10 protein-coding genes are annotated in these 16022 nt (G+C 38.0%); 2 read left to right on the top strand and 8 right to left on the bottom strand.

Features of this window, described 5'->3' with window-relative positions:
* Positions 1-35 precede the first annotated feature (35 nt).
* The 8 genes from F598_RS0111610 to purL all read right to left on the bottom strand — a co-directional run bounded on the left by F598_RS0111610 (position 36) and on the right by purL (position 11807).
* Positions 36-1808, bottom strand: coding sequence for an AMP-dependent synthetase/ligase (locus tag F598_RS0111610; protein WP_019039231.1), 1773 nt, complete (start codon positions 1806-1808; stop codon positions 36-38).
* 147 nt (positions 1809-1955) lie between these two features.
* Positions 1956-3665, bottom strand: coding sequence for a gamma-glutamyltransferase (gene ggt / locus F598_RS0111605; RefSeq protein ID WP_019039230.1), 1710 nt, complete (start codon positions 3663-3665; stop codon positions 1956-1958).
* A gap of 18 nt (positions 3666-3683) precedes the next feature.
* Entirely contained in the window at positions 3684-4544 is an 861-nt protein-coding gene (locus F598_RS0111600; protein WP_019039229.1) for a universal stress protein, read from the bottom strand.
* 4 nt (positions 4545-4548) lie between these two features.
* The gene (locus F598_RS0111595) at positions 4549-6156 is read right to left on the bottom strand and encodes a BCCT family transporter (protein WP_019039228.1); all 1608 of its coding nucleotides are present in this window, start codon (positions 6154-6156) and stop codon (positions 4549-4551) included.
* A 24-nt stretch (positions 6157-6180) separates the two neighbouring features.
* Positions 6181-7317 (bottom strand): hypothetical protein, encoded by a 1137-nt coding sequence (locus tag F598_RS0111590; RefSeq protein ID WP_019039227.1) that lies wholly within the window; start codon positions 7315-7317, stop codon positions 6181-6183.
* Positions 7318-7468: 151 nt separating this feature from the next.
* Positions 7469-7636, bottom strand: coding sequence for a hypothetical protein (locus F598_RS15470; protein WP_169334106.1), 168 nt, complete (start codon positions 7634-7636; stop codon positions 7469-7471).
* A gap of 10 nt (positions 7637-7646) precedes the next feature.
* Positions 7647-8147 carry a cupin domain-containing protein gene (locus tag F598_RS0111585; RefSeq protein WP_019039226.1) on the bottom strand — a complete coding sequence of 167 codons (501 nt, stop codon included), beginning with the start codon at positions 8145-8147 and terminating at the stop codon, positions 7647-7649.
* A gap of 3 nt (positions 8148-8150) precedes the next feature.
* On the bottom strand, positions 8151-11807 hold the full coding sequence (purL, locus tag F598_RS0111580; protein WP_019039225.1) for a phosphoribosylformylglycinamidine synthase: 3657 nt from the start codon (positions 11805-11807) through the stop codon (positions 8151-8153).
* 138 nt (positions 11808-11945) lie between these two features.
* On the opposite strand from purL, the gene F598_RS0111575 reads away from it, so the two are divergent.
* Together F598_RS0111575 and F598_RS0111570 are read left to right on the top strand one after the other, a co-directional pair.
* Entirely contained in the window at positions 11946-13022 is a 1077-nt protein-coding gene (locus F598_RS0111575; protein ID WP_019039224.1) for a DUF3810 domain-containing protein, read from the top strand.
* Between the two features lie 11 nt (positions 13023-13033).
* Complete coding sequence (locus F598_RS0111570; RefSeq protein ID WP_026302689.1) at positions 13034-16021, top strand: amidohydrolase family protein; 2988 nt, start codon at positions 13034-13036, stop codon at positions 16019-16021.
* Position 16022: the final 1 nt, after the last annotated feature.

Raw genomic sequence — 16022 nt, 5'->3', positions numbered from 1 at the left:
AAATTTAGACTCCTTTACTAGTTAGTTGACTCAGATTATGAGTAAATCTTATTATATAAGTCCATGTATTTATCTTTAATGACTCTGCGTTTCAATTTCATAGTAGGCGTAAGATGTTCTTCTTCGATACTCCAAACATCTGGAGTGAGTTCAAATTTTTTGATTTTTTCCCAGTTTCCAAATTTCTGATTATAAAAATCAATTTCTTCTTGAATACGATTGATCAAGTCTTGATTTTTGACCATTCCAGATAGTGAATCACCAAGCTTGAGACCTTTGCGTTTACCCCAATCTTTTACAAATTCTTCATTCAGCTGAATTAAGGCAGCCGGCATTTTTTCTCCCTCACCAATCACCATGATCTGCTCAATAAAACGCGATTGTTTCATCACATTTTCTATGATCTGAGGGGCGATGTATTTACCTCCAGAGGTCTTAAACATCTCTTTCTTTCGATCTGTGATTTTTAAAAACCCATCTTTACAAATCTCACCAATATCACCAGTGTGGAAATATCCATCGATTAACACTTCGTCTGTCTTTTCTTTGTCTTTATAATAACCCATCATTACCTGAGGCCCTTTGACTAGGATTTCACCATCCTCGGCGATCTTGACTTCAGTTTCTGGAATCGGTCTTCCTACAGTTCCAATTTTAAAACCTTTATCTCTCATGTCGTTTACTGAAACTACTGGCGAGGTTTCTGTTAAACCATAACCTTCCATGACTCCCATGCCAGCTGCATTAAACACCCTTGCCAGTCTCGATTGTAGAGCCGCGCTCCCTGAGGCTATCACTTTTAGGTTACCACCTAAGGCTTCCTGCCATTTGCTGAAAATCAATTTGCGAGCTAATTTGAGCTTTTGCTCATATAACCAGCCATTTTGTCCGTAGGGTTCGTACTGAAGGCCAAGCTCTACAGCCCAGAAAAACAGCTTTTTCTTTAAACCTGTTAAGTCGGCACCTTTAGCAATAATTTTGTCATATACTTTTTCCAATAATCTTGGAACGGCAGACATAACCTCTGGTTTGACTTCTTTTAAATTATCGCTGATGGTTTCAATAGACTCAGCAAAATAAACACTCACTCCATTAAATTGATACATATATTGTAACATTCTTTCATAGACGTGGCAAACTGGAAGAAAGCTAAGTGCTTTGGCATTCCCTTGATCTAAGGGAAGACGAGTGGAGCTATGAATAGCATTACTGGCTATATTTTTATGAGAAAGCATAACCCCTTTTGGTCTTCCGGTGGTACCTGAAGTGTAAATTAAAGTTGCTAAATCATCCTCAGTCACTTTGTCCATCAGAGACTGTACTTCGCTCTGGTTACTGTCATCCTCTCCAAGCTCAAGAACTTCAGCCCAGTTCTTAGCACCTTCTACTTGATCGAATGTAAACACTTCTTTTAAGGATTCAACTTCACCCTTTATAGCCATGACTTTATCATAGACTTCTTTATCAGAAACGAAACAGTAGACAGATTCACTATGATTGAGGACGTAGGCGTAATCCTCTTCAGAGATTGTAGGATAAATAGGGACATCTTGGGCACCGAGTTGCATGATACCAATATCCATAATATTCCACTCTGTTCTGTTGTTGGTAGAGATAAGTGCTACTTTATCATTAGGTTGAATTCCTAATCTAAGTAATCCTCTACTTATTTTATTCACCTGATCGATATATTCCTGTGAAGAAGTCGATTTCCAGACCCCATCATATTTGGTGACCAGTGCATCGTTAAGATTATATTTTTCTAATTGGTAATATGGAAAGTCAAATAAACGTTTCAATGCAGACATAAAAGTTCGAATTTTGGTTAGGCAAAATAGAAAATATTTCCCTTAAATTCTACTAAAATATAATTTTAGATATCAATATTCTATCAAAATATTAAATTTTACTGCTAAATATTTGCAATTCAATAAGATCGGCTAAATAGTAAGTTTTTAAAAGCCAACAGCGGTATCATCTCCGCGATGATCTGCACCCCCTTCCAGTTTTTGATTAGGTAATCTTAAAATACCATCTACCTTACCTAAGATTTTAGAATCCTGCTGAATTACTTTATAACCTCTTTTACTCAATGAATCTAAAAGTTTTGATTTAAAACCAATGGTTTCGAATGTGATTTCATCAGGCTTCCACTGGTGGTGAAACCGAGGGGCGTCTACTGCTTCCTGCATGGACATATTGAATTCACTGACGTTTAGTATAGTTTGAAGAACTGAAGTAATGATCGTAGACCCTCCTGGAGTGCCGACACTCATCCAAAAATCACCGTCTTTTTCAACAATTGTTGGAGTCATTGAGCTGAGCATGCGTTTGCCTGGAGCAATAGCATTGGCTTCAGCTCCAATTAATCCAAACATATTGGGCACCCCAGGTTTGGTACTGAAATCATCCATCTCATTATTTAGAAAAAAACCTAATTCACTACTGTAGAGTTTCGAGCCATAGGCTCCATTGAGGGTGGTTGTTGCAGCAATAGCATTTCCATACTGATCAACGATAGAGTAGTGGGTGGTTTCATCGTTTTCATAGCCAGTGATTTCACCATGTTCAATATCTTTTGAGTTTGTCGCCTCTTCAAAGCTAAAGCTGATCATGCGCTGCTTAAGGTATTCTGAATCTAAAAGACTGTCTACCGGAATATCAACAAAATCTGGATCTCCTAAATAAAAGCTTCGGTCTGCATAAGCCCTGCGTTCTGCCTCTGTAAGCAACTGAATGTATTTTATTGAGTTATGACCAAGTTGTTTTAAGTCATAAGCTTCTAAAGTTTTGAGGATCTGACCCAAAACGATACCACCACTAGATGGCGGAGGCATGGATATTACCTTTAGATTTTTATAATCGAATTCAATGGGTTGTCTCCATACGGCATGATATTCTTCTAAGTCTTTCAAGCTCATGATTCCTCCATAGTCTGAAAGGAACTCAATCAAAATTTGGCCGGAGTGTCCACCATAAAATTCAGATAAGCCGTTTTCAGAAATTCGTTCTAAAGTATTGGCAAGAGCATAATTTTTTAATGTATCTCCTTTTGCAAATTGTCTTGAGAATAAGATAGAGTCTTTGTTAATTTCCAGAAAATTTTCTTGAAACCGATTAAGCATATTGGCCTGTTTTGCTGTGATCATAAAGCCACGCTTTGCCAAATCAATACTAGGCTTTAAAAGTTTTGCCATAGATAATGTTCCGAACTTCTCATTTACCTGAAACATGCCTGCAACAGTTCCAGGAACACCTACTGCAAGACTCCCTTCTCGACTGAGTTTTGGATTAGGCTCTCCGTTTTTATCCAGATACATAGTTTTACTAGCCTCAAGAGGTGCTTTTTCACGATAATCTAAAGCTCCAGTTGCACCGTCATTTGTCCTGTATACCATGAAACCACCACCTCCTAGATTGCCTGCAAAAGGATAACAAACGGCCAGAGCCATTTCTGTGGCCACCATAGCATCAAATGCATTTCCACCATCTTTCAGGATTTGAAGTCCAATCTCAGAGGCCTCTTTTCGCGCAGAAACCACCATGGCAGAATCTGCTATAGTGGTTTTTGAAGAATGAGTGTGTTGAGCAGTATCTTTTTTACTGCAACTCTGACCTATACTTAGTGTGATAAATATGACACAACTCCAAGAGAATTTTAACATGGCCTTTTTGATGCTAAGTTAATGCTTAACAACGAGTAATGGAATTCTTAAGTCTCTATTGAAAAGATCTTCTGTAACACTACCCAAAGTCAAGTTAGAGAATGTGTTCGATCCTTTATCGGCGACAACAAGCAGGTCGACTTCATTTTTATAAGCTTCTTTTTTTAGTTTGCTGGCTACATTGGCTTCTCGACCAAGAATCTTAAAACTTTGAAGTGTACCAGAATAATTTACTTTTTTCAAGAAATTATCAAATTTTTTATCTACATAAGAATCTAATTTAGGCTCTATTTTGGAGTTATTGACATATGGAGAAAAATGAATAGGTAAGCTATAGACATGAACAGCCTGAACATTCATCGATCCTTTAGATTCTAGATAATTGGTAAACTCAAAGCATTTTTTTGAAGTATTAGAAAAATCTGTTCCCACCCAAATTTTATCCATTTTAGGCTCAAAGTTGGAAGGTATCCAAAGGAATTGGCAGCGTATGGTTCTTAACAATTTGAAAGCTAATATACCAGAACCACTCTCGTTATTTTTATTACCGAGAATAAGCAAATCAATACTGTATTTGTTAACGATATAGCTCATCAATGACTCCGTGTAAGGGTCATCAGAAATCAAAATATCCCATTCAATGCTAGCAGTAAATTTCTGTTCTATTTTTTCTCTTAGTTCTTCTGTAATAATTTCTTCAAGATCTACATTCTCAATTTCTTTTTCAAGCATCTCTGAAATTTCATAGCGCTTTATATTATGAACAAAATAAACTTTATCCACCTCAGTCAATTCAGAAAAAAATGAACTATAGGCAATGAGCTGTTCATCTATTGAGGTTAAGTCTAGCCCAACTAAAATTTTTTTAACAGGTTTCATAATTTTAATTTTTGGTGCGTTTTTTAATGATATTACTTACAATTTCTTCGTAATCCTCTTTTTGCTCGTTCTCCTTTCGTTTCTCATGCTTCTTGGACTCGTCTTTGAGTCCATTAAATAATGAGTAACACATGATAAGGAGTATAATTGCAAAAGGTAAACCTGTGGTTATGGCAGCTGTTTGCAGTGCTCCCAGGCCACCACCTATTAAAAGTACCGCGGCTACGGCGCCTTCAGTAACAGCCCAAAAGATACGCTGTCCCACCGGAGCTTCAATTTTCCCACCAGAGGTTAAGCTATCTATTACTAAAGAACCAGAATCTGATGAGGTGATAAAAAAGCCCATGATAAGTAGAATAGCAACAACGTTTAGAACAATCGTAAACGGAAAGTCCTCAAAAAAGATGAATAAAGCTGTAGCAACATCATTATCTACGGCTGTGGCAATAGCGTTGTTTCCGTCCATAATGGCGTCTAAAGCAGAATTACCAAAGACAGTAATCCAGAAGAACGTAATTAAACTAGGAACTATAAGTACACCTAAAATAAATTCCTTTACAGTTCGACCTTTTGAAACTCTGGCGATGAAGGTTCCTACAAATGGGGACCAGGAGATCCACCAACCCCAGTAGAAAATAGTCCAGTCGTTCTGCCAATCTCCACCAGTAAAACTTTCATTCCATAAGGACAATTCGACAACGCTACTGAAGTAATTTCCCAAATTTTCTAAATAACTTTCAAATACAAATAAAGTAGGGCCTAGAATCAATACTAAAATTAGAAGAACAACGGCAATCCTAATGTTCCACTCACTTAAAATTTTAACCCCTTTATCAACACCAAGAACAACAGATATGGTGGCAACGGCTGTAATACCAGCAATCAACAGAACTTGTGTAGTTGTGCCACTGGACATGCCGAAGACTTGTTCTAAACCTGCAGCTACTTGCTGAACTCCAAAGCCCAAAGAAGTAGCTAATCCAAATAAAGTGGCTAACACAGCAAAAATATCGATGATATCTCCAGTTCTACCATAGATTTTATCTCCAAGAAATGGATAAAATACACTTCTAAAGGTTAATGGTAGGCCTCTGGAATAGGTGAAAAATGCTAAAGCCAACCCTACTAAGGCATAAATAGCCCAAGGATGAAAACCCCAGTGTAAGAAACTAAAATTCATAGCTTCTTTGGCTGCATCTATGGTATTAGGATCTGCATTAGGTGGTGCGCCATAATGGGTAACCGGTTCAGCAACACTCCAGAACAATAAACCGATTCCCATCCCTGCACTAAACAACATAGAAAACCAGGATACTGTTTTGAACTCAGGTTCAGCATCTTTCCCCCCTAATCTAATCTTTCCGAATTTACTAAAGGCCAGAAAAAGGACAAATACTAAGAACACGTTTACACTTAAAACATATAACCAACCTCCAAATTCAGAAACATTGGTTTGAACTTTATTAAAAAATTCCTCAGCAGATTCATTAAAAATCAAGACCAAGGTAATCATGGCGACAATTAATATTACTGAGGTGAAAAAAACAGGGCCATTAATTTCCAGGCCAAAAATCGATTTTTTTTCATCACTTCTAGTTACTTTCTCAGACATAAAATGCGTTTTATATTATTGAAATTATCTTGAAGAATTATCAGTTAAGAAATAATATCCAAAATTGATATTAAATCTAGACTCCCAACCCAGATTGGGCTTTCCGCTTCCAAATTCGTTGGTGAAATCTCCACCAAACCACGAATGATTGTATCCTGCAGCATAATCTACGTAGATATACATGTCTCCTGCAGTCACAAGCATACCCAACACGTTTTGGGCAGTGTTTGTGAATCCTTCGGCTCTCTTGTCCATGTATCCAAAGTCATTATAGAATTGTAAGTTGCTTATGGGACCAATATCTACTGGTAAAGAATATGAAATTGCTGCAGTGTACATCTCAAAATCAGAAGCTACATCATATGGAAATCCGTAAGCACCCATTCTCACGATATCTCTGCTTTGTCCATCTGCATTCATAGGATTGTGACGTGCTGTAAGTACAGTAGTCTTTAGGTTCCATCGCTTATAATCAACTTCATGGTGAAGTGATAAGGCATGATGATTACCCATTTCTTTAGTTTCAATATTGTAAAGACCACCATACTGAGCAGAAAACCCAAACCGTTGTTTGAACTGCTCTCCTGTCTTATAAATGAATTTACCATTAAACTGGTTGACTTCCTTATTGGTACCTACAATATCGTATGCATAGCGTTCAGAATCCACTGGTCTGGCACCTCCCAGGTCAAATAATTCTGAGCCTTTGAAAAAGGCAAGCTGATACTCAAATTTATCACCTATATTCATGTATTTGACACCAAGATCATGGTCATCTTCCAAACCTACGTAATAAGTAAGGTTGAAAAACCAGTTATGAGAATTATAGGTTTGAATTCCAAAAGGAACTTGTGTTAAACCAATATGAATGTCTTCTTTCTCATTAAATTTATAGCCCATCCAGCCTTGTTTCAGGAAGCCACCACCAAAATCTGGGGAGTATTCTCTGTACTCGACATTGAGATAGACATCCTTATAAGATGCCTCAGCATTAACTCTAAAAAAATCGTAGACAAAATCGCCTCCGATATCTTTTTGATCAGAATCCCAGGAACTGATGAGGTAATTGTATCTCAATGCGCCACCTATGTTGACCACTGGCTTTTCCTGGCTAAAACTATAAACTGGCATGAGAACCAATAGGAGTAAAAGTTTTCTCATTAAGTGAAAATTTAAGTTGAATAATTTCAAATTAATTGAAATATTATTCAACAAAAAAAGACTTAGGAGTAACTTAAGAAAAAACTAAACAAAATCTAAATACTATGTTAATTATAAATATGTATAAAACTGTAAATTAGGAAGTTAAGAGTTAATGCCGTTTTCCTTTCCAGGTCCCTCCATATTTGTAATTGGTGTCATTCTGGTGTTTTTCAACGCAAGCCTTACAAGCGAAGATCCATTCCTTGCCTTTTTTTAGTTGAATACGGTAAAGCACTTCAAATTCTTGGTGGCAGATAGCACAATTCTTAGATTTCAAAATATAACGATTAACGGGTCAACTTAGAAATGACACTTGTATGTTCGGGAAATTTCTGCTGAAGTTCAAGCCGATCTGCAAGTTCAAAATCTTTGAAATCAAAACCAGGGGCTACTGTGCAGCCTACAAGGGCAAAGCTATCTTTAGACTGAATTTCTGCGGCAAACCAGTGTTGGGCAGGAACAATGAACTGAGGCGTTTCATCATTCAAAAAATCGTTACCAATATGAATTTTTGAATACTCTCCTTCTGGAGAAATCATATGTAAATCGATTGTCGCTCCGAGATAAAAATGCCAGGCTTCGTCTTGATTGACCTTATGAAAGGCAGAAAATGAATCGGAAGTCAGCATAAAATAAATGCAGGTAGAAACACTTCTATCAGAAGTGAATTCTGAAGGTAAGTTTGACTCGGTTATAGATATTTCGCTTCTGTAGGTTTCCTTAAAATAGCCTCCTTCTGGATGTTTTTCTAAGTTTAACCTTTCAATAAGCTGTTCTTTTGTAAGCATTGACTATACTTTTTCTAACCAGTTTTTCGCATTTTGAAAAGCTTCTATCCAAGGTGATACTTCGTCTGCTTTTCTATCTTTTGGATAATGAGCCCAGTTCCATGAAAAAGTCGACCGTTCCAGGTGAGGCATCATCACTAGATGTCTTCCAGTGTCGTCGCACAACATCGCTGCATTGTAATCTGAGCCATTGGGATTACATGGGAATTCTTCTCTAAAGTACTTTGCAGGAATTGAATACTGGCTTTCTTCTAATGGCAGGTGGAATTTACCTTCACCATGAGCTGCCCAGATACCAAGAGTAGACCCTTCCAGACTTTTAAGCATCACGCTATTGCTTTCAGAAATGGTGACTGCTGTAAATCGACATTCAAATTTTCCTGAATCGTTATGCAGCATTTTTGGTTTTTCCTCATGCCCTGGAGTAATGAGACCAAGCTCAACAAAAAGCTGACAACCATTACAAACCCCAAGAGAAAGGGTATCTTCTCTGTTAAAGAAATTACGTAAGGCAAGATTGGCATTTTCATTATACTTAAAAGCACCAGCCCAGCCTTTGGCGCTGCCTAACACATCAGAATTAGAAAAGCCACCAACAGCTGCAATAAATTGAACGTCCTCCAGCGTTTCTGCTCCAGACATCAAGTCTGTCATGTGGATGTCTTTTACATCAAATCCAGCCAGATGCATGGCCTTGGCCATTTCACGCTCAGAGTTTGAGCCTTTTTCTCTAATGATTGCTGCTTTGATTCGATTGCCTTCTACTGATTTTAAATTTCCATCAAAATGAACCGGGAACTTGAATTTTAGCCCATTGTGTTTGAAATTATCGTGACGTTCTTTGGCTTTCTTTTTACCACTTTGGTGCTTGTCAAATTCATAAGAGGTCTGTAACCAGAAGTTTCTATAAGTATCAACATCAAAGCTGAGTTTTGTATCATGGTGTGCAATAGACAATTGACCTGAAGAATTGACTTCACCTAAATATACTGGATAAATATCAAGTGCTTTAAACTCTGAAGTTAAGTCTGAATTGGTCTGAAAGACTATCCCTGAGTTTTCTGCAAATAATACTTTAAGGATATCATTTTCTGTAAAGCTGTTGAAATCAAGATCAGCCCCCAAATCATTTTCAGCAAAACATAGTTCAAGCAAGGTGGTAAGTAGTCCACCGGATGAGATATCATGCCCGCTTGCAATTTTTCCCTTTTTGATTAAGGTTTGAATCGCGTCAAACTTGGTTTTGAATTCTGAATCGTTTTTAACTGATGGCGCTTCATCTCCAACTTTATTTAAAATTTGGTAAAAAGCGGAGCCTCCAAGTTTCAGATCATCCTGAGAAAAGTCTAAATAATAAATCGATCCTCCGCTTTTTTGAAATACAGGTTCAACCACATTGGTAATGTCGTTGCAATGCCCAGCGGCAGAAATGATGACCGTGCCTGGAGAAAGGACCTCCTGATCTTTATAGCGCTGTTTCATAGATAAGGAATCCTTACCCGTTGGGACGTTAATTCCTAAATTGATAGAAAACTCAGACACTGCTTTTACAGCATCGTAAAGCCTGGCATCTTCTCCGGGATTGTTGCAGGGCCACATCCAGTTAGCCGATAAGGAAACCGATGTCAACTGGTCTTCCAAAGGCGCCCAAATAATGTTGGTGAGAGCCTCGGCAATAGAATTCTTTGCGCCCGCCACTGGATCGATGAGACCTGAAATTGGGGAGTGGCCAATCGAGTTGGCAACGCCCTCTTTCCCTTTATAATCCAAAGCTACAACACCACAATTATTAAGTGGGACCTGAAGAGAGCCTACAGTTTGTTGCACAGCCACTCGGCCAGTTACACAACGGTCTACTTTATTGACGAGCCAGTCTTTACAGGCAATAGCTTCCAGTTGAAGCAGTTGTTCTGTGTAGTTATATATTTTGTCTGAATCTAATTCTGCGTTAGAATAGATTCTTTCTACCCTTTCATCGGTCATGATGGTTTTTGGGGAACTCCCAAACATATCTTCCAACTTGAGATCCAGAGGTTTCTCCTGAGTTTTTGAGTTTTTAAAAACAAATTGATGATCATCGGTAACCGTACCAACCCGGTACATTGGTGAGAGCTCACGTTTAGCTACCTTTTCTAAAAGTTCTGACTCTTTTTTGCCTATCACTAATCCCATACGTTCCTGAGATTCATTGCCAATAATTTCTTTAGCAGAAAGCGTAGAATCTCCCACCGGCAGCTTATCAATATCGATATGTCCACCAGTATCTTCAACAAGTTCACTCAGGCAATTCAGGTGTCCACCGGCACCATGGTCATGAATAGAACGAATCGGGTTCTCATCTAGCTCTACCATGGCACGAACCGCGTTGGCAGCTCTTTTTTGCATTTCTGGGTTGGATCGTTGTACCGCATTGAGTTCGATACCACTTTCAAATTCGCCAGTGTCTGCAGAAGATACTGCAGCTCCTCCCATACCAATTCTGTAATTATCTCCACCTAAAATGATGATATCATCGTCTTTTTGAGGAATGTCTTTAAGCGCCTGATTAGCTTTACCGTATCCAACACCACCAGCCAACATTATGACTTTATCGTAGGCTAGTAGTCTATCATGCTCACTATGTTCGAAAGTGAATAAAGATCCATTGATAAGAGGTTGACCAAATTTATTTCCAAAATCGGATGCGCCGTTGGAGGCTTTTATTAAAATATCCAACGGACTTTGGTAGAGCCATTCTCTTTGAGGAATAGCTTTTTCCCAGGGTTTATTTTCAGTAAGCCTTGGATAAGACGTCATATAAACGGCAGATCCGGCCAAAGGTAAAGAGCCTTTTCCTCCGGCAAGCCTGTCTCTAATTTCACCTCCACTACCTGTTGCAGCCCCGTTAAAAGGTTCTACAGTTGTAGGAAAGTTATGTGTTTCTGCTTTTAAGGATATTACAGAATCGAAAGGCGTGTTTTTATAGTCTGAAGCGATGTCAGGTCGTGTAGGAGCAAATTGCTCTACGCGTGGTCCTTTTACAAAAGCAACATTATCTTTATAGGCAGAAACAATTCCGTTAGGGTGAGTTTCTGAGGTCTTTCTGATCATCTTAAAGAGCGATTCTTTTTGCTCCACACCATCTAATACAAAGGTGCCATTAAAAATTTTATGTCGGCAATGTTCAGAATTGACTTGCGAAAATCCGAAGACTTCAGCATCAGTTAGTTTTCTTCCTAATTTTTTAGAAAGCGATTCCAGGTAGTTGACTTCCTCTTCATTTAAAGCCAATCCTTCTTTTTGGTTGTAAGCAGAAATGTCATCTATGTCTAGCACAGGTTCTGGCTGGATATTGATGGTGAAAATATCCTGGTCCAGTCCATCATAGCTTTGAAAAAGCATTTTATCATATTGCTTTTCGTCACCTTCTACCTCATAAAACTCCTCTATTCTTTGGACACCATCCACACCCATATTCTGAGTAATTTCTACAGCATTGGTACTCCAGGGGGTAATCATCACCTGACGTGGCCCTACAAACTGTCCGTCAATTTCTTTTTCATCGATGAACTGGGCGTCTCCAAAGACCCATTTAAGTTTTTTGATGGTTTCGTAATCTGGACGTTTATCAATGGAAACTGCGAAGTAGTGCGTCGATTTTGCTTTAAAGAAAAGGATCATTTCTTGATGGATTTGAGTTGTGTTTTGACGCCTTCAAAATTACGATAAATATGTGAGTATTTTTATAATTTGGTTAAGTTTGGATTCTAGGCGTTGTTTTACTCAATACTAGTCATCTTACTATAATTTATTCAGCACTTGAAAAAAATCACTTTAAAAGTTCTTGCCTTATTTTTTCCAATTCAGTTAATTCTGATATATTGGCTAAAACAGCATCCGGACTGGGTTGAACGCTATTATAGTAATCACTTTTTTATATTCATCTCACAGCTTCAGCATTACCTCACATCCTGGATTCCCTTTTCGATAGGAGATGTTTTTTATGCCACTATAGTCATCGGCATCGTGTATTGGCTGTTTAAATTATTAAAGAATAAATTCAAAAATTTAGCTACAAAAAGTCTCGAGGCCATAGCTTTTGTATCGCTTCTATATTTCTTATTTCATCTTTTTTGGGGCTTGAATTATTACAGGGTTCCATTGCACAAATCTTTAGGCATTTCAACAGCCTATACCAAAGAAGAATTACATGAGTTTGCCTGTGATTTGATTCAGAAAACTAACGCGCTGCATTCAGATTTAGTAAGTAACGACAGCTTGAAGGTGACGTATAATTATAAACAAATCGACCTTCAGAAATTGGTTTTTGACGCCTATAAAAATTCAACCAATGAAGATTTGAAGATTCCATATCGAGTTGAAAATGTGAAAAAATCATTGTTTTCTTTACCGCTTTCCTATGCTGGATTTAGCGGATACGTCAATCCATTTACCAATGAAGCTCAGTACAACTATAAAATTCCTAAGTACAAGCTGCCCACAACAATGGCCCATGAAATAGGCCATCAGTTAGGCTATTCCAAAGAAAATGAAGCCAATTTTATCGCTGCTGTCATTACTATGGAAGATGAAAACGATTTTTTACGTTACTCGGGTTTAACTTTTTCTTTAAAGTATAGTCTCAATGATATGTACAAAAAAGATCCTCTTTTATCAGAAGCTCTTATCGCAGAACTGCATTCCGGAGTTCTTGAAAATTACAAAGAAGTACAAGAATTTTGGCAGACCTATTCAGGCCCGGTAGAATTAATTATGGAAACTGTTTATGGCAATTACTTAAAAGTCAATAATCAACCTCAGGGCATAGATAGTTATAACTATGTTGTGGCTTTGCTTGTCAATTACTATCAACAAAAACGAACTATTAATCACTAAATCAAATTTCAATGAAACAAAAAGTCTTTCTTTTATTTTGCTTGTTGAGTTTTGGTCTTTTTGCTCAGGATTATTTTCCTGAAAATAAAGGCGTTAAAACAAGAACAAGTAATTACACCGCAGTAAAATCTGCTATCATTCATGTCTCTCCATCCCAAACCATTGAAAATGCAACTCTGCTTTTTAAAGATGGAAAGATCGTTGAAGTTGGTAAAAACGTAAAACTTCCAAACAATACGGTGGTAGTAGATGCTAAAGGCAAGCACGTTTATCCTTCTTTTATTGAAGTCTATTCAGACTTTGGAATTAAGGATATTTCATCAGCACCTCGATCTTCTCAACCTCAATATGACCCTAATCGAAAAGGATACTACTGGAATGACCATATGAGACCTGAGCAATCGGCAAAGTCTCATTTTGAATTTGATGAGAAAACAGCAGCAACTATGCGTAAAGCTGGTTTTGGTGCCGTAAACACTCACATTGCAGATGGTTTTATGAGAGGTAATGGAGCTTTATTTGCTTTGGTAGAAAGCGATAATTTTAATGAAAACCTTCTAAAGGATCAGTCTGCATTCTATTATGAATTCAGTAAAAGTAAGCAATCACGACAGGCTTACCCAAGTTCTATTATGGGGTACACGGCTTTGCTTAGACAATTTTACCATGATGCCAAAGCTTATGAGAACGGCATTATCGAAGAAAAAGATCTAGCTATTGAAGCTTATCTATCTAAAAAGAATCTTCCGCAATTATTCTCAGTAGACGATTACCTGGATGCTTTTAGAGCTGATAAAGTAGGAGATCAATTTGGAGTACAATATACCATCATTGGCTCTGGCGACGAGTACAAAAGAATTGATGATCTTAAAGAGATGAATGCACATTTTGTATTGCCTTTGAAATTTCCAGACGCGTACGACGTGTCAGATCCTTTCTTGAGAGAGTATCTCACTTTAGGAGAAATGAAGCACTGGCAATATGCTCCGGCTAATGCAAAAATCCTAGCCGATAATGGTGTGGATATTTCATTCACGACCAAAGGCTTAAAATCTCCTGGAGAACTGCTTAAGAATCTAAAACAAGCTGTAGAACGTGGTTTAGATAAAACTACAGCCTTTGCGGGAATCACAACTCAGCCTGCCAAAGCCATTGGAGCTTCAGACCTGCTGGGATCCTTAGAAAAAGGTAAGCTTGCTAATTTTATCATCACTTCTGAAGCACTTTTTGAAGACGAGTTCAAAATTTATGAAAATTGGGTGCAAGGTCATCGCCATCGTTTAGAACCTTTAGATGTCATTGATATTTCAGGGACTTATGATTTAATCGTGAATGGAAAAAGTCATGATTTAACGATCAATAACAAATCAGGAAAATTTTCAGCTGAGGTCAAACAAGACACCTTAAAGCTTGGAAGTAAATTGACTTATGAAGATGACTGGATGACATTAGTTCTTAGTGACGCCGATACTTCTAAAGAAGAGTACGCCATCTTAACAGCTAAAATACAGCCTTTTCAATCCAGATTTAATGGTAAGGCTATTTTAGGAGACGGAAATACATCAACATTTACAGCGACTAAAAAGCAAACGGAGTCAACTTCAGAAGAGAAAGAGGAAGAGGAGAAGGATGAAAAAGAGATGGAATTGCTCTCTATGACTTATCCTAATTCGGCTTACGGCAGAGCCTCAGCGCAATCTGAATCTCAACGCATTTTGATTAAAAATGCAACGGTGATCACCGGAGAAGCTGCCGGAACTTTAGAAAATACAGATGTTTTACTTAAAGATGGTAAAATTGATAAGATAGGTAAGGACTTAAGCGATCGAAGAGCTGAGGTCATTGACGGTACTGGTAAGTATCTAACTGCTGGAATAATCGATGAACATTCTCACATTGCTGGGACTTCTATCAATGAAGGTGGACACAATTCTTCGGCTGAGGTCACCATGGAAGATGCAGTCGATCCCGATGATATTAGTATATACAGATCTTTAGCTGGAGGTGTCACCAGTATTCAATTATTGCACGGTTCTGCCAATCCTATCGGTGGACGCTCTGCCGTTTTAAAACTAAAGTGGGGAGAGAATGCAGAAGATTTGATATATGACAATACGCCAAAACACATAAAATTTGCTTTGGGTGAAAATGTAAAACAATCCAATTGGGGCGGAAATTCAAGGTTTCCACAAACCAGAATGGGGGTTGAGCAAGTCTTTAGAGATTACTTCACGCAAGCTAAAGCTTACGGTGAGAAAAAAGCTTCTGGCGAACCTTATCGTCATGATGATGAAATGGAGACCTTATTAGAGATCCTTAATGGAGAACGCTACATCAGCTGTCACTCTTATGTACAAAGTGAGATCAATATGCTGATGAAAGTGGCTGAAGAATTCGATTTCACGGTGAATACCTTTACCCATATTTTAGAGGGGTATAAGGTTGCAGATATCATGAAAGAGCACGGTGCTGGGGGTTCGACCTTTAGTGACTGGTGGGCTTACAAATATGAAGTCAACGACGCTATTCCTTTCAATGCCGCGATTATGCATAATCAAGGCGTAACCGTAGCGATAAATAGTGATGATGGTGAAATGATAAGACGTCTAAACCAGGAGGCAGCCAAGTCTATGAAATACGGCGGAGTTCCTGCTGAAGACGCCTGGAAATTTGTCACTTTGAATCCTGCAAAATTGCTTCATATCGATGATAGAGTAGGTAGCATTAAAGAAGGTAAAGATGCAGATGTAGTGTTATGGAACGCTGATCCACTCTCGATTTACGCCAAACCAGAAAAAACCATTATTGAAGGTGTGGTTTACTTCGATATTGAGAAGGATAAAGCGATGAGAGCAAAGGTCCAGAAAGAAAGACAATACTTAATCAATAAAATGATGAAGGCCAAAAATAAAGGCTTGAAAACACAACCGATTAAGAAAAAAGAGAAGGAATACCTTCACTGTGATAGTTTAGATGATATTAACCACATACACGAATAAG

The sequence above is a fragment of the Psychroflexus tropicus DSM 15496 genome (assembly GCF_000378765.1).
In the GTDB taxonomy this organism is placed as follows: domain Bacteria; phylum Bacteroidota; class Bacteroidia; order Flavobacteriales; family Flavobacteriaceae; genus Psychroflexus; species Psychroflexus tropicus.
Note: the sequence above shows the minus strand (reverse complement) of the source record. Positions and strands in the feature narration are given on the sequence as shown.

Coding starts and splice junctions, on each gene's coding strand:
- F598_RS0111585 (WP_019039226.1), bottom strand. CDS start 8,147: ATGCTTACAAAAGAACAGCTTATTGAAAGGTTAAACTTAGAAAAACAT.
- F598_RS0111595 (WP_019039228.1), bottom strand. CDS start 6,156: ATGTCTGAGAAAGTAACTAGAAGTGATGAAAAAAAATCGATTTTTGGC.
- F598_RS0111590 (WP_019039227.1), bottom strand. CDS start 7,317: ATGAGAAAACTTTTACTCCTATTGGTTCTCATGCCAGTTTATAGTTTT.
- ggt (WP_019039230.1), bottom strand. CDS start 3,665: ATGTTAAAATTCTCTTGGAGTTGTGTCATATTTATCACACTAAGTATA.
- F598_RS0111570 (WP_026302689.1), top strand. CDS start 13,034: ATGAAACAAAAAGTCTTTCTTTTATTTTGCTTGTTGAGTTTTGGTCTT.
- F598_RS0111600 (WP_019039229.1), bottom strand. CDS start 4,544: ATGAAACCTGTTAAAAAAATTTTAGTTGGGCTAGACTTAACCTCAATA.
- F598_RS0111610 (WP_019039231.1), bottom strand. CDS start 1,808: ATGTCTGCATTGAAACGTTTATTTGACTTTCCATATTACCAATTAGAA.
- purL (WP_019039225.1), bottom strand. CDS start 11,807: ATGATCCTTTTCTTTAAAGCAAAATCGACGCACTACTTCGCAGTTTCC.